Origin of the sequence: Nocardia niwae NBRC 108934 = DSM 45340 (genome assembly GCF_001613465.1) — a bacterium.
Lineage (GTDB): Bacteria > Actinomycetota > Actinomycetes > Mycobacteriales > Mycobacteriaceae > Nocardia > Nocardia niwae.
In genome coordinates this window covers 197,910-216,700 of record NZ_BDCK01000018.1, presented here as the reverse complement: position 1 = coordinate 216,700, position 18,791 = coordinate 197,910, and the positions used below count along the sequence as shown (strand labels likewise).

The window sequence follows — 18,791 nt, the reverse complement described above, 5'->3', positions numbered from 1 at the left end:
GTGACCGAGTTCCCGCGTCCAGACGCTCAGGTCCACTTCGGCGTCTTCTTCCAGGGCGTCAACCACACCACGATCTGGTCCGACCCCTCCAGCGGCTCGCAGATCGACTTCGAGACCTTTCGCCGGGTGGCGCAGACCGCCGAGCGCGGGCTGTTCGACGCGTTCTTCCTCGGCGAGGGCCTGCGGCTGCGCGAGCAGGACGGCTCGATCCTGGAACTGGACATCGCGGGCCGCCCCGACGCGATCACGCAGCTGGCCGCCCTCGCGGGCGTCACCCGGCATATCGGCCTGGTCGCAACCCAGAACACCACTTACAACGAGCCCGCCGACCTGGCGCGCAAGCTCGCCAGCCTGGACCTGCTGTCCGGCGGTCGCGCGGGCTGGAACGCGGTCACCACCGACAACGCCTGGACCGGCGCGAACTTCCGGCGCGGCGGATTCCTCGATCACGCGCTGCGCTACGAGCGGGCCGCGGAGTTCGTCGCGACGGCGCGGGCGATCTGGGACGGCTGGGACGACGGCGCCATCGCGACGTCGCAGCGGAGCCCGGCGTGGGCCGGCGCCGAAGCGATCCACCCGGTCGTGCGCACCGGGCCGCACTTCGACGTCACGGTCGCTCCCACGCTGCCGCGCAGCGCCCAAGGACATCCGGTGATCTTCCAGGCGGGCGATTCACCGGCAGGTCGCGATTTCGCCGCGGCGCACGCCGATGTCATTTTCTCCAGGCACGGAACGCATTTCGACGACGCGCTCGCCTTCGCCGGCGACATCCGCGCACGCCTGCGCGCGGCGGGCCGCCCTGAGGACGACATCCGGATCCTGCCGGGCACGCAGATCATCCTCGCGGAGAAGGAATCCGAGGTCGAGGAGAAGGTGCGCTGGGTGAAGAACGGCCAGTACACCGGCCAGACCGCCCTGTCGCTGGCCGGCCAGATCTGGGGCCGCGATCTGTCCGATCTCGACCCGGACGGCCCCCTGCCCGCGGACGACCCCCGGCCCCGCCCGATCTCGGAAACCCGAGGCGCACCCCGTTCCGGCCAAGACCCGGCAGCCATCGCCCGCGAATGGCGGTCCAGGGCCGAGGCCGAGAATCTGTCCCTGCGGGAGGTAGTGATCGCCTCCACCGAACGCTCCGGCTTCGCCGGCACCCCCGCCCAGGTCGCCGACGAACTGGCCCGCTGGGTCCGCCACGGCGCGAGCGACGGTTTCAACATCTCCCCCTACCTGGTCCCGACCGGTCTGGACGAAATCGTGGACCGGCTCGTTCCCGAACTCCAGGAGCGTGGCGTCTACCGCACCGAATACATCGGCGACACCCTGCGCGCCCACCTCGGCCTACGCGAGCCCCTCACCCGCCGGGCCTGACCCCGAATCGTCGAGTGGCACACCATCGAGAGGCCTACTCGCGATTCGCCGCAGCGATGTGCCACTAGCGGAGGCGGCGCAACGACGGGAGCCGCCGTCCCGGATGGACGACGGCTCCGGCATTGTCGTGACTATTCAGAGCACGGATTCGATGGCGGCGACGAGTTCCGGGGCTTGAGGTGTGGTGCGCGGGCGGAAGCGGCCCGCTACCTTGCCGTCGCGGTCGATGAGAAACTTCTCGAAGTTCCATTGGATGTCGCCGGTGTCACCTTCGGCGTCGGGAGTGTCCACCAGGTGCTGGTAGAGGGCGTGGCGCTGGTCGCCGTTGACGTCGGTCTTCTCCAGCAAGGGGAAATCGACGCCGTAGGTGGTGGAACAGAATTGCTGGATTTCCTCCGCGGTGCCCGGTTCCTGGCCCATGAACTGGTTGCACGGCACGCCGACCACGCTGAAACCGCGCGGACCGAAGGACTTGTGCAGTTCGACCAAGCCGGAGTACTGCGGGGTCAGTCCGCATTTCGAGGCCACGTTGACCAGCAGGACGGCGCGGTCGCCGACCAAGTCGGCCAAGGTCGTCGGCTCGCCGGACAGCGTGCGTAGCGGAACTTCTCGAAGGCTCATTGGTATCCGTTCTCGATTCCGTGAATCCACCCCGGCGGCCACGCTACCGGATCGGCGGGTCCGTGACCGTCGTCGGCCTACGGCAGAGCGACGCTCAGCGCAACCTGGTTCGGCGCATCATCCGCAGCGACGTCAAGGTCATCTTCAGCTGCTTGTCGTAGGGCTGGCCCGCGCGTGCGGCGAGTACCTGCTTCTTGAGCACGCCGACGTTCACCGTGTCGGTGTACTTCAGCAGGCCCTGGTCGCCGTGCCGAGTGCCGACGCCGGACTGCTTCACGCCACCGGAGGGCGTGCCCTTGGCGGCGTAGGTCGCGACGAAACCGTCGTTGATGTTGATGTTGCCCGCCTGCAGCTGGGCGGCGACGCGTTCGCCGTGCGCCAGGTCGCGAGTCCACACGCTGGCGTTCAAGCCGTAGTCGGTGGCGTTGGCCAGGCGCACCGCCTCGTGCTCGTCGTCGAACGGGTACACGGTGACGACCGGACCGAAGGTCTCCAGCGTCGCGTGGGTCATCTCGGGGGTCACGCCGGTGAGCACGGTGGCCTCGTAGAACGCCGGACCGACATCCGGGCGCGCCTGCCCGCCCACGTGCACGGTGGCTCCCTTGGACCGCGCGTCCTCGACATGCGCGGCGACCCGTTCCAGCTGCTGCGCAGAGACGAGGGACCCGAATTCGGGTGTGTAGTCGTAGGAGCCGCCGATCTTCCCGTTCAGCTCCGCGGCCGCGGCGACCAATCGGCGCAGGAATTCGTCGTGCAGGGAACGGTGCACGTAGATCCGTTCGATGTGCATGCACGCCTGCCCCGAGTTGGCGAACGTCGCGAACACCGCGCCGGGGACCACCTCGTCCAGGTTCGCGTCGGCGAGCACGATCATCGGATTCTTGCCGCCCAGTTCCAGGCTGCACCCGATGAGGTTGCGACCGGCCTGCTCGCCGACGATGCGGCCGGTGGCGGTCGAGCCGGTGAACATGACGAAATCGACGTTGTCGATCAGGGCGGGCCCGATATCGGGTCCCTCACCGCACACCACCTGGACCAGACCGCGGGGCAGCCCGGCCCGGTGCAGCAACTCGACGCCGAACAGCACGCACAGCGCGGTCTTGTTGTCGGGCTTGAGCACCACGCCGTTGCCTGCCATCAGCGCGGGCATGGCGTCGGACAGGGCGATGGCGAAGGGGAAGTTCCACGGGGCGATCACGGCCACGAGCCCTTTGGGGCGGTGCTGTTCGATCGACGTGGTCAGCAACGGCATCGGCCCGCCCCGCCGCTTCGGGCGCAGCACCCGGCGCGCGGTCTTGAGATAGTGGCTGATCACCATGGGCACGTCGCAGGATTCCTCGACGGCCATCCGGCGGGTCTTGCCGCACCCGATCTGGATGAGGTCGGCGATGGTCTCCACTTCGCCGAGGATCAGCTCGTGCAGCCGCTCGAACACCCGCATCCGCTGGCGCAGCGGCAGCGCGGCCCACTCCGTCTGCGCCGCCCGGGCGGTGGCGCACGCGGTCAGCACGTCCTGGGGGGTCGATTGCGGAAGCGCACCGACCGGCGCGCCGGTGTAGACCTCGATCATCTCGAACGGCGCCGCGCTACCGTCGGCGGCGACCGAGCCGGTCAGCCGGGTGATCAGCTCTCCGGTGATCCTGGCGGGCAGCGTGCCCTCCGCCTTCTCGGTATGTGCTGTGCTCATCGGATCTTCTCCATGACGTCGGGCATCCCCGCAGGTGCCGGGCCGTACCGTGCGACTGAATTAGAACACGTTCCGGTTTTGGATTCATCGTATTCGCCGCGGCTCGCCCTGCCTACCCAACCGCACGGGCGATTTCCGCTTACGCGTCGGCGGCGATGGACAACGCCTGGGTCGGGCAGTAGCGGACAGCGCGCTGGACGTCGGCCTGCGCATCGGGATCCGCGACGGCGTCGAGTATCTCCACTTTGCCGCGCTTGGCGACGCGGAACGCCTCGGGCGCCTCGTCCTGGCACACGGCATGCCCTTGGCACAGATCCAGATCGGCCAGCACTCGCATCGTCGCTCCTTACTGTTCGTTCGATTCCACGTCGTCCGCGAGGGGGCGGATCGGCGCCTCGGGTTGCACCTCGACCAGCACCAGGTGCGAACCCCGCGGCGTGGCCACCACCGCCACCACCGCCGCGGCCAGGTCGCTCGCCCGCAGCATGTACGGGTGCCTGGCGAATCCCCAGGCTTTCCAGTCCTCCAGAACCGGGCCGACGACCTCGGGCGTGGAGTCCATGCCCATACCGGTCAGGGTCGGGCCGGGGCGGACCAGCGACAAGCGGACGCCGCTGCCCTCGAGTTCCATGCGCATCTGCGCGGCCATCGCTTCCAGCCCCGCTTTGGCAGCACTGTAGGCGCCGGTGCGCGGCCGCGGGTCGGGCGCGCAGTCGGAGCTGATCAGCACGATGTCGCCGCGTTGCCTGCGCAGCATGCCGGGCAGCACTCGGTGCGCGAGCCGCTGCGCGCCGACGAGATGGACCTGAACCTGGCGCACGAACCGTTCCGGATCCATCGCGTGCGCCTGACCGAACTCGATGTCACCCGCGCTGGAGACCAGGATCTCGGTGGGGCCGAGCGCTTCCTCGGCCGCGCGCACGAAGTCGTCGACCGAGTCCGGCTCGGTGACGTCGAGACGGTGGGCGAACGCCTCGCCGCCGTCGGCTCGGATCTTGTCCGCCAGTGCGGCGCACTGCTCTACGCGGCGCGCGCCGAGCGCGACCGGGTGACCGAGTTCGGCCAAGGCCACGGCGGTGGCCGCGCCGATCCCCGAGGAGGCGCCGGAGACGAGCGCGGGCCTGCGCTCCGGATGGGGTGCGAATCTGGGCATTATCGGGTCTCCACAGCGCTGGACAGGCAGAGAAAACCACGCGAAACCGAGAACGAGTTCCGCCGGGCGCCACGGCGGCGCCATCCAAGCGAAGACAGATAGCTGGACATGTGTCTGGACACTACCATTGTTCGGTTGTCCCCGGCAATAAGCCGGGCCGATCCACTTCCGCGCCGCCATATCGGGCGTGTTGGCACCGGTCACGCCACACCGGGCGCCGACGTCGGGAAGAATGGCAGAGTTAGAACCTGTTATTGCCACAGATCAATGGCCCGGACTATATTCCGTACACGTGTCCAGACAGTATCGGAGTAATCCATGAGCAGCCTCCTGCCCGCCGACGGTTCCCGCCTGCTGATCGCCGGCAAGCTGGTCGAGGGCGCCGACGGTGTCTTCGCGACGGTGAACCCCGCGACCGAGGAGGTCCTCGGCCTCGCCGCGGACGCGAACGCGGCCGATCTCGACGCGGCCGTCGACGCCGCGCGCACCGCGTTCGACGAGACGGACTGGTCGCGCGACCACGCCTTCCGCGCCCGCTGTCTCGAGCAATTGCGCACCGCGCTGCAAGCCCACGTCGAAGACCTGCGCGAGATCACGATCGCCGAGGCCGGCGCCCCGCGGATGCTCACCGGCGGCCCGCAGCTGGAAGGCCCGGTCGCCGATCTCGCTTACGCGGCCGGACTCGCCGGAACCTACGCCTGGGAAACGGATCTGGGCGTGGCCGAGCCGATGGGCATCAAGACCCGCCGGGTTCTGCGCCGGGAGCCGATCGGCGTGGTCGGGGCGATCACGCCGTGGAATTTCCCGCACCAGATCAACTTCGCCAAGCTGGGACCCGCGCTGGCCGCGGGAAACACCCTCGTGCTCAAACCCGCCCCCGACACGCCCTGGTGCGCGGCGGCGGTCGGCGCCATCATCGCCGAGGAGACCGATATCCCGGCGGGCGTGGTGAACATCGTGACCTCCGCCGACCACGCGCTCGGCGCCCGGCTCACCGCGGACCCACGCGTCGACATGATCAGTTTCACCGGGTCCACGGCCACCGGCCGCGCCGTCATGACCGGCGCAGCCGCCACGCTGAAGAGGGCTTTCCTGGAACTGGGCGGCAAGTCGGCGTTCATCGTGCTCGACGATGCGGACATCGCGGCGGCCTGCTCGGTGGCGGCGTTCTCGGTATGCGTGCACGCCGGGCAGGGGTGCGCGCTGTCCACCCGGCTGCTGGTGCCCCGCGCCGCCTACGACCAAGCGGTCCAGGCGGCCGCGGCCACGCTCGGCGGGATCCGACCGGGTGACCCGGCCGACCCGCGCACGGTGTGCGGGCCGCTGATCTCCGAACGTCAGCGCGCCCGGGTCGAACGCTACATCGACATCGCACGGGCCGAGGGCGGGCGCATCGTGACCGGCGGCGGGCGGCCTCGGCGCGAGCGCGGATTCTTCGTCGAACCGACGCTCATCGCGGACATCCCCAACAGCTCGACCGTCGCCAGGGAGGAGATCTTCGGGCCGGTGCTGGTGATCATTCCGCACGACGGCGACGAGGACGCCGTCCGCATCGCCAACGACTCACCCTACGGCCTGTCCGGCTCGGTATGGGGCACCGATCCCGAACGCATCCGGCGCGTCACCGAAGGTGTGCGCACCGGGACGCTGAGCGTCAACGGCGGTGTTTGGTACTCCGCCGACGTCCCGTTCGGCGGCTACAAGCAGTCCGGCCTCGGCCGTGAGATGGGCATCGCCGGTTTCGAGGAATACCTCGAGACCAAAGTCATCGCCACCGCGGCCTGACCGCCGCGGGACAACACAGAGGAGCTGAACTCCATGGCCCGTTTCACGGGAAGATCCGCCATCGTCACCGGCGCCGCCCAGGGCATCGGCGCGGCCTACGCGCAGGCACTGGCCACCGAAGGCGCGAACGTCGTGGTCGCCGACAAGAACGCCGAAGGCGGCGCGGCGGTGGTCGAGAAGATCGTCGCCGACGGCGGCACGGCGGTGTTCGGCCAGGTCGACGTGTCCGATCCCGAATCCGCCACCGCCCTGGCCGATCTCGCCGTCACCGAGTTCGGCGGCATCGACCACCTGGTGAACAACGCCGCCATCTACGGCGAGATGAAGCTGAACCTGCTGCTGACCGTGCCGTGGGACTACTACAAGAAGTTCATGAGTGTGAACATGGACGGCGCGCTGATCATGACCCGCGCCGTCTGGCCGCACATGTCCAAGCGGGGCAGCGGGTCGATCGTCAACCAGTCCTCCACCGCCGCATGGCTGTATTCCAGCTTCTACGGCCTGGCGAAAGTCGGCGTCAACGGGCTGACCCAGCAACTGGCCTTCGAACTCGGCGGATCGAACATCCGCGTCAACGCCATCGCGCCGGGTCCGATCGACACCGACGCCACCAAGGCCGTCACCCCCGACGTGATCGTCGACGACATCGTCAAGCGCCTGCCGCTCAAGCGGATGGGCACCCCGCAGGACCTGGTCGGCGCCTGCCTCTACCTGCTGTCGGACGAGGCGAGCTGGGTCACCGGGCAGATCTTCAACGTCGACGGCGGACAGATCGTGCGGTCATGAGCGCCCGCATCGGATTCCTCGGCTTGGGCAACATGGGCGCGCCGATGGCCGAGCGCCTGCTGGCATGGCCGGGCGGGCTCGCGGTGTGCGACATGCGGCCCGAAGCGGTGGAGCCGTTCCTCGCGGCCGGGGCCGACGCGGTCGCCTCCGCCGCCGAACTGGCCGCGCAGGCCACGATCATCTCGATCACCGTGGTGAACGACGCCCAGGTCCGCGACGTGATCACGGGCCCGGAGGGTGTGCTGCGGACCGCCGCGCCGGGCACCGTGATCGCCGTGCACTCAACGATCAGCGATCGCACCGCCGAAGAACTCGCGGCGGTCTGCGGCGACCGCGGCGTCGAACTGGTGGACGCGCCGATCAGCGGCGGCGCATCCGGCGCGACCCGCGGCGCACTCGCGGTCATGGTCGGCGGCAGCGCTGCGGCGTTCGAGCAGGTGCGCGAACCGTTCGGCTGCTTCGCCGATCTCATCGTGCACGCCGGGCCGGTCGGCGCGGGCACGCGCATGAAATTGGCGCGCAACCTGCTGCACTTCGTCTCCTTCACCGCGGCCACCGAGGCGCAACGGCTGGCCGAGGCGGCCGGTCTCGACCTCGCCGCGCTCGGCAAGGTGGTGCGCCACTCCGACGCGGTCACCGGTGGTCCCGGCGCCATCATGCTGCGCGACACCAGCGCCCCTGTCGAGGACGGCGACTTCTGGTTGCCGATCCTGCGGCACGTGCGCGACCTCGGGGAAAAGGATCTCGGTCTCGCCCTGGAACTGGGCGAGCGGCTCGGCACCGCGCTGCCGCTGGCCGCTCTCGCCCTCGACCGGCTCGGCCCCGGCCTCGGCGTCGGAACGGGCACCTTCGCATCGGAAAGGCAATCGTCATGAGCGACAACGGATCCGGCGACACTGTGCGGCAACGCGGTCTGGCCAGGATGGCCGAGGTCTACGGCACGGAATTCCAGGAGTACCCCGGCGCCCACTTCGCCGTCACCGCCGACCACCTGTTCGCCGACATCTGGTCGCGACCCGGACTCACCGTCCGCGATCGCAGGCTGCTGTTGCTCGGCGCGCTGGCCGCACAGGGCGCGATCGACACCGCGGGCATCCAGATCGGGGCCGCGCTGCGCAACGGCGAACTCACCGAAGACCAGCTGCACGAGATCGCGGTGTTCCTGTGCCACTACGTGGGTTGGCCGAACGGCACCAAACTCGACCTCCTGGTGGGCACGATTGTGGCACAGCAGAAGAAGGCCGCCCGCGCGAAATCCGCGTCCGCCGAGCAGTGAAGGATTCGTTGACCATGTCCGACGCCACCACCATTCGTCCCCTGCGCGCGTGCCTGGTCGAGACCTGGGACCACCGAGCCGACGTCGTCGTCGCCGGATACGGCATCGCCGGGGTCTGCGCCGCGATCGAGGCCGCCCGCGCCGGAGCGGACGTGCTGGTCCTGGAGCGCACCGGCGGCTGGGGCGGCGCCGCAGCCTTGGCGGGCGGCTTCATCTATCTGGGCGGCGGCACTCCGCTGCAACAGGCCCTCGGCTTCGAGGACACCCCGGAGAACATGGAGACCTTCCTGCTCGCGGCACTCGGTCCCGGCGTGGACAAGGCGAAGATCGCCGACTACTGCCGCGGCAGCGTCGAGCACTTCCACTGGCTGGTGTCCTGTGGCGTGCCCTTCCGCGAGGCGTTCTGGGGCGAGCCGGGGTGGGAGCCGCCGCACGACGAAGGGCTGATGTACTCCGGCGGCGAGAACGCCGCGCCCTTCAACACGATCGCGACACCCGCTCCGCGCGGCCATGTTCCGCAGATGGCCGACAAGCGCACCGGCGAGAAGGGCGGCGGCTACATGCTGATGAAGCCGCTGGCCGACACCGCGCAAGCGCTGGGTGTGCGCACGGAGTACGACATCCGGATCGCGCGACTGATCGTCGACGACGACGATCGGGTGGTCGGCGTCCTCGCCCGCCGCTACGGCAAGCCGGTCGCCATCCGCGCCGAGCGCGGCGTCGTGCTGGCCACCGGCAGCTTCGCCTATCACAAGGAGATGATCGAGGGATACGCGCCGCGGCTGATCGGCAGGCCCGCCGCGGCGATCGAGGAACACGACGGCATCGGTATCCGGCTGGCGCAGGCGCTCGGCGCGGAACTGGCGCACATGGACGCTACCGAGGTCGCGTTCTTCGGGGACCCGCAGTTGATGGCGCGCGGCATCCTGGTCAACGGGCGCGGGCAGCGCTACATCACCGAAGACACCTACCCCGGCCGGATCGGCCAGGCCACGCTGATCCAGCAGGACAATCAGGCGTACCTGGTGATCGACGAGGGGTCCTACGAGGAGGCGCTGACGACCGAGACCTCGACGCCGTTCTTCCGCCAGCCGCCCACCTGGGTGGCGGAGACCATCGCCGAACTGGAAGCCGAGATGGGTCTGCCCGGCCAGGCGCTGCAGGCCACAGTGGAGTGCTACAACCTGCACGCCGCCAGCCGCGAGGACCCGTTGCTGGGCAAGAAGCCGGAATGGGTGCGCCCGCTGCGCGGACCGGTGGCCGCGTTCGACATGCGCGGCTTCACGGCCGGTTTCACGCTGGGCGGACTGCGTACCGACCTCGACTCGCGGGTGCTGCACGTCTCCGGCGAGCCGATCCCGGGACTGTTCGCGGCGGGCCGGTGCACCTCCGGCCTGTGCGCGGGCGGGTACGTCAGCGGCGCGTCGCTGGGCGACGGCAGCTTCTACGGGCGCAGGGCCGGTATCGCGGCGGCCGGGAACTGAACCGTTCCAGTCCGCCTAGTAGGATCCAGACACATGTCCGAACCCGATTCCGTCATTCTCGAGGCGACCCGCCGCAGGCTCTCCGGCAAGCAAGCCGACACCGTCGACAAGCTGACCCGCGCGGCGGTGGAAGTGCTTGCGCGCGAAGGGTTCGCGGGGATGACCATCCGGATGGTCGCCGCCGCGGCGGGGGTCGGGACGGCCACGGCCTACACCTACTTCTCGTCGAAGGAGCACCTGGTCGCGGAGATCTTCTGGCGGCGGCTGGTCGCCTCGCCGTCGCCGGTCAGCGAGGACCGGGACCCGACCGTGCGGGTGGTCGCCGAACTGCGGAACATCGCGATGCTGGTGGCCGACGAGCAGGAGCTCTCCGGCGCGGTCACCAGCGCATTGCTCGGCCGCGACCCCGATGTGGAGCATCTGCGCGGACGCATCGGCGCCGAGATCCGCAAGCGCATCATCCGCGCCCTCGGCCCGGAGCCCGACCCGGACGTCGTCGAATCGCTGGAATTGCTCTACGCGGGCGCGCTGGTGCGCGCGGGCATGGGCTACGGGTCCTACTCCGAGATCGCCGACCGCATCGAGGCCTCGGCGCTGCTGATCCTGCGCTAGCGCGGACATCGCCGGACGACTTCGGGCCGGTTACCCGAAACCGGGCCGCACGGCGCATGCTTGCTCGTATCTTTGCCGTAGTCGGTGCAGATCGGAGTGGGAAACGTGCAACCTGGGGAGCTTTCCGCGGACTACGTCGTCGTCGGCTCGGGATCGGCGGGCGCGGTGGTGGCCAATCGGCTCAGCGCCGATCCGGGCACCACGGTGGCGCTGCTGGAAGCGGGCCCGCCGGACAAGAACAAGTTCGCGCACATTCCCGCCGGATTCGCGAAACTGTTCCGCTCCGAGGTGGATTGGGACTACCTCACGCAGCCGCAGCCGGAACTGAAGAACCGCGAGATCTACTGGCCGCGCGGCAAGATGTTCGGCGGCTCGTCCTCGATGAACGCCATGATGTGGGTGCGCGGCTTCCGCGCGGACTACGACGAGTGGGCGCTGCTGGCGGGTGCGGAGTGGGGCTTCGCCGCGGCCGTCGAGCAGTTCCGGCGCATCGAACGCGTGGAGAACGCCCAGTATCCCGACGAGGGCACCGAGGGTCCGCTGCACGTCTCCCGCCAGCGCAGCCCGCGCGGCCTCACCGCCGCCTACCTGGCCGCGGTCCAGGAGGCGGGCTACCGGGTCGAGCCACCGAACCGTCCGCAGCCGGACGGGTTCAGCGAGACCATGGTCACCCAGCGTGGAGGCCGCCGCTGGAGCACCGCCGACGCCTACCTGCGGCCCGCGCTGCGCCGTCCGAACCTCACGGTGCGCAGCGAGGCGCTGGCCACCCGGGTGCTGTTCGACGGCACGCGCGCCGTCGGCGTGGAGTATCGCCGGGGCGGTGTCACGCACACGGTGACCGCGCGGCGCGAGGTCGTGCTGTGCGGCGGCGCGATCAACAGCCCGCAACTGCTGATGCTCTCCGGCATCGGCGACCGGGACGAACTGGCCGGCCACGGCATCGAGGTGCGCCATCACGCGCCGGAGGTGGGCGGGAATCTGCAGGACCACCTGGTCGCCGGGCTCGGCTACGGCGTCGCCGGCGATTCGCTGTTCGGCGCCGAGAAGCCGCGTCAGCTGCTGGCCTACCTGATCCGTCATCGCGGCATGCTCACCTCGAACGTCGGCGAAGCGTACGGGTTCATCCGCAGCAGGGCGGATTTGGAATTCCCCGACCTGGAGCTGGTCTTCGCGCCCGCGCCGTTCTACTACGAAGGACTTCAGGACCCGACCGAGCACGGCGTGATCCTGGCGACGGTGCTGCTGCGCCCGCAGAGCCGGGGACGGATCACGCTGTCCGGCCCGGATCCGTCCGCCAAACCCGTCATCGATCCGCGCTACCTGTCCGACAGCGCGGGCGCCGACCGCGCCGCCATCATGGCCGGGCTGCGCGTGTGCGCCGCCATCGCCGCGGAGCCCTCGATGAAGGCGGTGCTCGGGCCGCTGATCTATCCGCCGCAGGCGCCCGCGGAATCGGAAGCCGTGCTCGAGCTGACGCTCAACTCCTACGCGCACACGCTCTACCACCCGGTCGGCACCTGCCGCATGGGCACCGACCCCGCCAGCGTCGTCACACCCCGGCTGGAAGTGCGTGGCGTACAGGGGCTTCGGGTGGCCGACGCCTCGGTGATGCCGCTCATCATCCGCGGGCACACGCACGCACCGGCGGTGTTCATCGGCGAGCAGGCGGCCAAGTTCATCCTGGCCGGATAAGGACGGTCCGTCCCTCCTGTGCGGCGTGCGACGCACCGGAGAACGCTCCGGCATGGCAACCGGTCCTCCCAACGCATCATCGCGGCATCCATGCGTGCCTACGATGCGACGAACAGTCCCAGCGAGGCCGCTGCCAACGCGAGATACGGCAGCGGATAGCCGATATGCGCGTAGTACCGCGCCCGGATGACGGTCACCACCGCGCCGAGGAAGTAGAGCACCAACCCCGCCGCCGCGGCGACGCCGATCGGCGGAAACGCCAGACCGGCGAGCAGTCCGGCCCCGCCGAGCGCCTTGACGACGGCCAGCGGCGTCAACCATGACACCGGAACCCCGTAGGCGCGCATGTTCTCCCGCACCCATTCGGCGCGGACCACATCGATGCCCGCCGCGAGCAAAGCGGCGGCGGCTGCCAGCACTGTGGCGACGAGATAGGCGATGTCCATGGCAATACCCTTTCGTGAGGTGCCGCGCCCCGCTGCGGACGCCGGTCACCTGTGAGCTGTCGAATCCGTCATCTCGGTGACGGACCCCGGAGCGGAAAGGTGACCGATGCCCACCGAAGACGGCTTGGCCCGGGAATTCGAGTCCCAGCGCGGGCACCTGCACGCGGTCGCCTACCGCATGCTCGGCTCACCGAGCGAGGCCGACGACGCGGTGCAGGAGACCTGGCTGCGACTGGCCCGCCACGATGTCGAGGACGTGCGCAACCTCCGGGGCTGGCTCACCACCGTCGTGTCCCGCATCTGCCTGGACATGTTGCGCGGCAGAGCGGCGCGGCGCGAGGAACCGCTCGGCCACCCGCACCGGCTCGACGACGGCGCCGAGGAGAACGAACCGGAACACGAGGCGGTCCTGATCGAGTCGGTCGGCCGGGCGCTACTGGTGGTGCTGGACCGGCTCGGTCCCGACGAGCGGGTGGCGTTCGTCCTGCACGACCTGTTCGCGGTGCCGTTCGACGAGATCGGGCCGATCGTCGGCCGCACGACGCCGACGACCAAGAAGCTGGCCAGCCGCGCCCGCCAACGGGTGCGGGACGTCGATGCCGCGGCCGCCCCGGCACTCACCGTGCAGCGGCATGTCGTCGATGCCTTCCTCGGCGCGGCGCGCAGCGGCGACCTCGATGGGTTGCTGGCGGTCCTCGCGCCCGGCGTGGTCCGCACGGCCGACGCCGCCGCCCTTCCCGCCGGGATGGCCACGACCGTGCGCGGCGCGGGCTCGGTGGCCGCGGAAACCGTGCTGCTGCGCCGGCGGGCACAGGTGGCGGCGCTCGCGCTGGTGGACGGTCACCCGGGCATCGTGGTCGCCCCGCACGGCAGATTGCTGCTGGCGCTGACCGTCACTGTGCGCGACGACCGGGTGACGGGATATCGGGTGATCGCCGACCCGCACCGGCTGACCGATCTCTCGATCAGCTTGCTGTCCAACTGATTTCGCCCCGATTCGTCAGGGCGACGCCACCTGCTCCCGCACCTCGCCCGGGGCGGCGCGTTCGGCCGATCGGCGCCGCCGGAATTCCCGCGGCGTCTCGCCGAAGCGCGCCTTGAACGCCGCGGAGAACCACGCCGGGGTGAATCCGGCCCGGACCGCCAGCTCACGGATGAGATCGTCCTCCCGCGCGGGGTCGTCGAGCAGATCGCGCGCGGCGCGCAGCGCCTCCTCCCGGCGCACATCGCGGTAGGTGGTGCCGGCCTGCTGCAATACCGCGCGCAACTGCCGGGGCGACCAGCCCAGCGCGTGCGCCACCGCGGGCAGCCGAACGTCGCCCCGGCCGACGTTGGCCCGCACGTACTGCCGGATCTGCGCGACGACGTGGGCGTGGTCGGGGCGTTGCGGATCGGTCTCGCCGAGCGAGATCAAGCTCAGCAATTCCGAGATCCGGTCACAAACCGCGTTGAACTCCCGATCCGACAGATTCGCCTGCTCGGCGTGCGTGCTGCGGATCATGGCCTGGGCGATCCGGCCGAGTCCGGAGTTCAGGTCGATCGTCATGCCGCGCGCGGCGAGCGGGCCCGCGCGATGGTCGAGTTCGGCCCGGGGCAGCTGCATCGCGTAGGCCGACAACAGCGGGATGTGGATCTGGCACAAGTCATCCAGGGCGGTCACCGCCGCCTGATGGGCTTGCGCGCGCGTATCCACGCCGCGATAACGCACCGAGTACACGCCCCGCTCGGGGACGACCACCCAGTAGAAGTCGTCGCACGGACCATGGCGGATATTCGTCCGGGTGCGGTAGGAGGTACTCGTCCCGCGCTGCTCCCAGCGCAACAACCGGTAGGACGCCGATTCCTGCACCGTGAGACCCGAGTACCACCGTTCGGGATCGCCGTAGCGGTAGTCCATCGGAACGAAGCTGTTGGCGATCGCGGTCCACGAAGCCGCATCGTTGGCGGTCACGCCGTAGCACTGCATGGTGACAACCTATCGCCGCCCGATTTCACCGACACCGTATTGTCCACCAAGACGATACGGCTGCGGCGGACTACTCGCGGCGCTGGGAAGCCTGGGCCGCGAAGCCGGTTCGGCCGCCGGATTCCGCCGGCACGACGCGCGTTACGCGCTCGTCCGGCAGATCAGCGCGCGGGCACGCGGGCGAACCCGAGCGGCGGTGTGGGAGCCGGCCCGGTGCGCAACACGGGACGGAAATCGGGCAGCACCGGCAGGACGTCGGCATTGCGTGCGGCGTAACAGCGCACGGTGGGCAGCGCGCGGGCCACCTCGGCGCGCTCCACCGGCTCATGGTCGATGAAGCCGATGGCGTCGAGGCCGAGTCCGAGCGTGCGCGCGATCCGCACGATAGCCGAAGACTTGGGTCCCCAACCGATCTCGACGGCCGAGAACATCTCGTAGACGCCGTGCCGGTACAACTTGTCCAGCGTCCACTCGCGTTCGCCGCGGCTCGCCACGGCATGCCAGATCCCTCGCTCGCTGAGCACGCGCAGGGTACGCAGCGCGGCCGGGCGCACGGCGCCGACGGTCGCGTCGCACACGGCGCCGTCCCACAAGGTGTTGTCCAGTTCCCAGACAAGACATCTCAGAGCCGGTGCCATCGCCTGCCCCTATCGTCGCGCCATCACTGCCCTTCCGCCGTGGCGTGCGCGGCGGACGGGCACTGCACACCATCCGGGACACGACACGTGCCGGACAAGACCCTGGTTACATGGCCATGGCCGGCGCGGGTGATCCTACCGGCATGTCGGCCGCGCCTCGCGGCAACGACGGAACCGGCGCGGGCGCCGGATCCGGGACGCCCGCCCGGTGAGCCGGCCATCGGCGCGTGTCGACCGTCGCCGAAACCGGTCATATGTCCAGCTGCTGTGAGCGCTCACAAGCGCGCTTCGACCGGCCTCACCCGCTCTCACAGAACCCGTCGATCCGGTCCGCGAACGAGATCGAGAGATTAGTGTGAATGCGCTGCACAGCAATCGTGGGCGGAAGGGAGTCGCCAATGTCCGTCGACAGTTCGGCCCGGCCGAGCCTGACCCTGTCGGGAAAGCCGATGTCGTCACCGCTGAAGGATGTTCGCGGGCTATCGCGTCAGATGGTCGGGCACTTCGTCGAAAACGTCATCCCGTGCGGCACCCTACCCGGTGACGCGATCGCCGGCGACGTCACCACCATCACCCGGGTCTGCCTCGAGCTGGCGGTGAGCATGCTCGACGGCAAGGATCTCCCGGAGAAACTCCAGCGGCTCGGCGACGCCGCCGCGGGATGGGCGCGGGAGGGAGTGCCGATCGACACCATCCACCACTCGATCCACGAAGGCTTCAAGATGGGCCTGGAGCTGGTGGTCTCCGGCGCGACGATGAAGGACTACGACGACCTCGTCGACGGCGCCAAGATGGTCGTCGAGATGCTCGACATGATCAACTCGGCGGTCTCCATGGCCTACGTCCGGGAGCTGCGCGCGGTGGTCAGCGAGCACCACACCGCCGTGCACACGCTGACCTCCGCACTGCTGGGCGGGCACAGCACCTCCACCATGGCCCGCGAATGCGGCATCGCCATCGCCTCTTCGTATGCCGTTCTGGCCGTGGCGATTCCGCCGCACCGCGACGAACACAACCCGATGGTGGACGGCAAGGTGGTCGCCCGCAGGAAACTACGGCGGGTCCAGGCCGAACTCGCCACGCGCTGCGGCGAGGCCGCGCTGTCGTTGCTGAGCGTGGACGGCGGCACGGTACTCATCCCGTCCGGTCACCTGGACAGCGAGCAGCTGGACGTACTGGTCACCCAGCTGTCGCACGCCGCGCAGGTGGGCGTCACCGCGACCATGGTCGAGGCGACTCCCGAGAAGATCCCCACCGCCGCCGACCAGGCCCACGAACTGCTCGACATGGTGCAGCGATTGCAGGCCGTGGCGGGGCTCTACCGCTTCGACGAGCTGGCGCTGGAATACCAGCTCACCAGACCCGGGCCCGGCCGCGAGTACCTCGGCTCGCTGCTGGACCCACTGGACGCGCACCCCGAACTGCTGGAGACACTGCAGCGGCACATCGCCAACAATCTCAACCGGCAGCGCACCGCACGCGTGCTGCATGTGCACACCAACACCGTGGACTACCGGCTCAAGCGGATCGGGCAGCTCACCGGATTCGACCCGTCCCAGCCGTCGGGCCTGTGGTACCTGCGCTCGGCACTGGTGGCCCGCACGTATCGCACGACCTGAGCGCGCGCCGACACGGTCGCGAATTCCTCACCCGCCCTGGACGATACCGCGCCCGTTGGCGGCGCGACCGCGTGCCGCTCGTTCCCATGCGCGGGAACGGCGGAGCTGGTCATTGTGGCCTCCCGCGCCGACGATTACCGTGAGCGGCGAGTCTCGAAGTCCGGTAGCGGTCCAGTGCCGGTCGTCGCGACCAGAGGTACCCGAGGAGACAGCGATGACATGGGCGGGCGCGTCGGCGGCCGAGATCGCGGCGGGAGTCCAGAGCCGGACGGTATCCCCGCTCGAGGTGGCCGACGAACACCTGGCCCGCATCGCGGCACTCGACCCGCGGATCAACGCCTTCCGCATCGTGCGTCACGAGCAGGTCCGCCACGAAGCCCGCGCGCTGGCCAGCCGCGGCGATCTCCGCGACCTCCCGCTCGCCGGAGTTCCGGTGGCGGTGAAGGACAATCTCGACCTCGCCGGGTGCGTGACCGGCAACGGATCGCGCGCGGCGCGGCAGACCGCCGCCGACTCCGACAGCGAGCTCGTCGGCCGGTTGCGCGCCGCGGGCGCGCTGCTGATCGGCAAGACGAATGTGCCGGAGCTGTGTCAGTGGCCGGTCACCGAGAGCGCCGCGCACGGCGTCACCCGCAATCCGTGGCAGCTCGCGCACACTCCCGGCGGATCCACCGGCGGCGGCGCCGCGGCGGTGGCCTCCGGAATGGCCGCGCTGGCAATCGGTTCCGACGGTGGAGGGTCGATCCGCATCCCGTCGTCCTGCTGCGGTCTCGTCGGCCTGAAACCGGGTGACGGTGTGCTCCCGCGCCCGGCCGAACTCGGCTCGAACTGGCTGGGCATCTCGACCTTCGGCCCCCTGGCGACCACGGTGTCCGACGCCGCCCTGCTCCTCGCCGTGCTCGCGGCCGACGACCGCTACCGCGCAGCGGCCCCGCCCGAGCGGCCGCTGCGGATCGGCATGACCGCCCGGCCACCGGTGCTCGGTGCGTCCGTCGACCCTCAGGTGCGCGCGGCGATGCTGGCCGCGGCCGAAGCGCTGCGCGAAGCGGGCCATACCGTCACCGAGACGCCGCCGCCGTGGCGGCCCCAGGACGCGCTCGGCTTTCTGGCGCGCTACTTCGCCGGCGTCGCCGAGGACACCACGAACCTGAGCACGGAGCTGCTGGAACCGCTGACCCGCAAGGTGGCCAGGGCCGGACGGGTGATCACCGGGATTCGCCGGGTACCCGACGCTCCGCCCGCACGGCAGGCCGAGCGCTTCGCCGCCTGGTTCACCGAGCACGATCTGCTGCTCACGCCCACCCTGGCGGCACCGCCGGTGCCGGTCGGAGCGTTCGCCGGGCAAGGGTTTCTGCGAACCTTGCTCGACGTGCCGCGCTTCATCCCGTTCACCCCGCCGTTCAACACCGTCCGCTATCCGGCGATCTCCGTTCCCGCCGGGCATTCCGACACCGGCCTGCCCCTAGGCGTACAGCTCGGCGCGGCGCCCGGCGGCGAGACCACGCTGCTCGCGGTCGCCGCGCAACTGGAGCGGATCCGTCCGTGGCGACGGCACGCTCCCCTCGACGACGCCGCTCTCCGGTAACGGACCGTTACCGGAGAACAGTCCTCGGCCGCATCGACGCGTCGACGAAAGCGCGCGCACATCGCCCCGTACATGC

Annotated in this window: 18 protein-coding genes; 11 read left to right on the top strand and 7 right to left on the bottom strand. The window is 70.0% G+C overall.

The window, feature by feature from the left end:
• Entirely contained in the window at positions 1–1,365 is a 1,365-nt protein-coding gene (locus NNI01S_RS11710; protein ID WP_063020062.1) for an NtaA/DmoA family FMN-dependent monooxygenase, read from the top strand.
• Between the two features lie 135 nt (positions 1,366–1,500).
• On the opposite strand, the gene NNI01S_RS11705 is transcribed toward NNI01S_RS11710, so the two are convergent.
• The 4 genes from NNI01S_RS11705 to NNI01S_RS11690 all read right to left on the bottom strand — a co-directional run bounded on the left by NNI01S_RS11705 (position 1,501) and on the right by NNI01S_RS11690 (position 4,826).
• Entirely contained in the window at positions 1,501–1,986 is a 486-nt protein-coding gene (locus tag NNI01S_RS11705; RefSeq protein ID WP_063020061.1) for a glutathione peroxidase, read from the bottom strand.
• A gap of 94 nt (positions 1,987–2,080) precedes the next feature.
• A complete protein-coding gene (locus NNI01S_RS11700; protein ID WP_063020060.1) occupies positions 2,081–3,673 on the bottom strand; it encodes a succinic semialdehyde dehydrogenase in 1,593 nt (530 codons plus the stop codon).
• A gap of 139 nt (positions 3,674–3,812) precedes the next feature.
• Positions 3,813–4,010 (bottom strand): ferredoxin, encoded by a 198-nt coding sequence (locus NNI01S_RS11695; RefSeq protein ID WP_063020059.1) that lies wholly within the window; start codon positions 4,008–4,010, stop codon positions 3,813–3,815.
• 9 nt (positions 4,011–4,019) lie between these two features.
• Entirely contained in the window at positions 4,020–4,826 is an 807-nt protein-coding gene (locus tag NNI01S_RS11690; protein WP_063020058.1) for an SDR family oxidoreductase, read from the bottom strand.
• Positions 4,827–5,144: 318 nt separating this feature from the next.
• Here NNI01S_RS11690 and NNI01S_RS11685 point away from each other — a divergent pair, with 318 nt between their 5' ends.
• From NNI01S_RS11685 to NNI01S_RS11655, 7 genes are all read left to right on the top strand, one after another.
• Positions 5,145–6,611: an aldehyde dehydrogenase gene (locus tag NNI01S_RS11685; protein ID WP_063020057.1), complete on the top strand. Its 1,467-nt coding sequence runs from the start codon at positions 5,145–5,147 to the stop codon at positions 6,609–6,611.
• A gap of 33 nt (positions 6,612–6,644) precedes the next feature.
• Positions 6,645–7,397: an SDR family oxidoreductase gene (locus NNI01S_RS11680; RefSeq protein WP_063020056.1), complete on the top strand. Its 753-nt coding sequence runs from the start codon at positions 6,645–6,647 to the stop codon at positions 7,395–7,397.
• Positions 7,394–8,272: an NAD(P)-dependent oxidoreductase gene (locus tag NNI01S_RS11675; protein WP_063020055.1), complete on the top strand. Its 879-nt coding sequence runs from the start codon at positions 7,394–7,396 to the stop codon at positions 8,270–8,272. The genes NNI01S_RS11680 and NNI01S_RS11675 overlap by 4 nt, the downstream gene beginning before the upstream one ends.
• Entirely contained in the window at positions 8,269–8,673 is a 405-nt protein-coding gene (locus tag NNI01S_RS11670; protein ID WP_063020054.1) for a carboxymuconolactone decarboxylase family protein, read from the top strand. Before NNI01S_RS11675 ends, NNI01S_RS11670 begins: the two co-directional genes overlap by 4 nt.
• Before the next feature lie 14 nt (positions 8,674–8,687).
• Positions 8,688–10,157 carry an FAD-dependent oxidoreductase gene (locus NNI01S_RS11665; RefSeq protein ID WP_063020053.1) on the top strand — a complete coding sequence of 490 codons (1,470 nt, stop codon included), beginning with the start codon at positions 8,688–8,690 and terminating at the stop codon, positions 10,155–10,157.
• Between the two features lie 33 nt (positions 10,158–10,190).
• Positions 10,191–10,769 (top strand): TetR/AcrR family transcriptional regulator, encoded by a 579-nt coding sequence (locus tag NNI01S_RS11660; RefSeq protein ID WP_063020052.1) that lies wholly within the window; start codon positions 10,191–10,193, stop codon positions 10,767–10,769.
• Positions 10,770–10,874: 105 nt separating this feature from the next.
• The gene (locus NNI01S_RS11655) at positions 10,875–12,461 is read left to right on the top strand and encodes a GMC family oxidoreductase (RefSeq protein ID WP_063020122.1); all 1,587 of its coding nucleotides are present in this window, start codon (positions 10,875–10,877) and stop codon (positions 12,459–12,461) included.
• A 98-nt stretch (positions 12,462–12,559) separates the two neighbouring features.
• Here NNI01S_RS11655 and NNI01S_RS11650 read toward each other — a convergent pair whose 3' ends face one another.
• Positions 12,560–12,907 (bottom strand): DoxX family protein, encoded by a 348-nt coding sequence (locus NNI01S_RS11650; protein WP_063020051.1) that lies wholly within the window; start codon positions 12,905–12,907, stop codon positions 12,560–12,562.
• A gap of 106 nt (positions 12,908–13,013) precedes the next feature.
• Here NNI01S_RS11650 and NNI01S_RS11645 point away from each other — a divergent pair, with 106 nt between their 5' ends.
• A complete protein-coding gene (locus NNI01S_RS11645; RefSeq protein ID WP_063020050.1) occupies positions 13,014–13,892 on the top strand; it encodes a sigma-70 family RNA polymerase sigma factor in 879 nt (292 codons plus the stop codon).
• A gap of 15 nt (positions 13,893–13,907) precedes the next feature.
• Here NNI01S_RS11645 and NNI01S_RS11640 read toward each other — a convergent pair whose 3' ends face one another.
• Both NNI01S_RS11640 and NNI01S_RS11635 read right to left on the bottom strand, forming a co-directional pair.
• Complete coding sequence (locus NNI01S_RS11640) at positions 13,908–14,873, bottom strand: helix-turn-helix domain-containing protein (RefSeq protein ID WP_063020049.1); 966 nt, start codon at positions 14,871–14,873, stop codon at positions 13,908–13,910.
• 161 nt (positions 14,874–15,034) lie between these two features.
• A complete protein-coding gene (locus NNI01S_RS11635) occupies positions 15,035–15,511 on the bottom strand; it encodes an HAD-IIIC family phosphatase (protein ID WP_063020048.1) in 477 nt (158 codons plus the stop codon).
• Between the two features lie 398 nt (positions 15,512–15,909).
• Between NNI01S_RS11635 and NNI01S_RS11630 the strand changes: the two genes are divergently transcribed.
• Both NNI01S_RS11630 and NNI01S_RS11625 read left to right on the top strand, forming a co-directional pair.
• Entirely contained in the window at positions 15,910–17,130 is a 1,221-nt protein-coding gene (locus NNI01S_RS11630; protein ID WP_063020047.1) for a PucR family transcriptional regulator, read from the top strand.
• A 214-nt stretch (positions 17,131–17,344) separates the two neighbouring features.
• Positions 17,345–18,715 (top strand): amidase, encoded by a 1,371-nt coding sequence (locus tag NNI01S_RS11625; protein ID WP_063020046.1) that lies wholly within the window; start codon positions 17,345–17,347, stop codon positions 18,713–18,715.
• Positions 18,716–18,791: the final 76 nt, after the last annotated feature.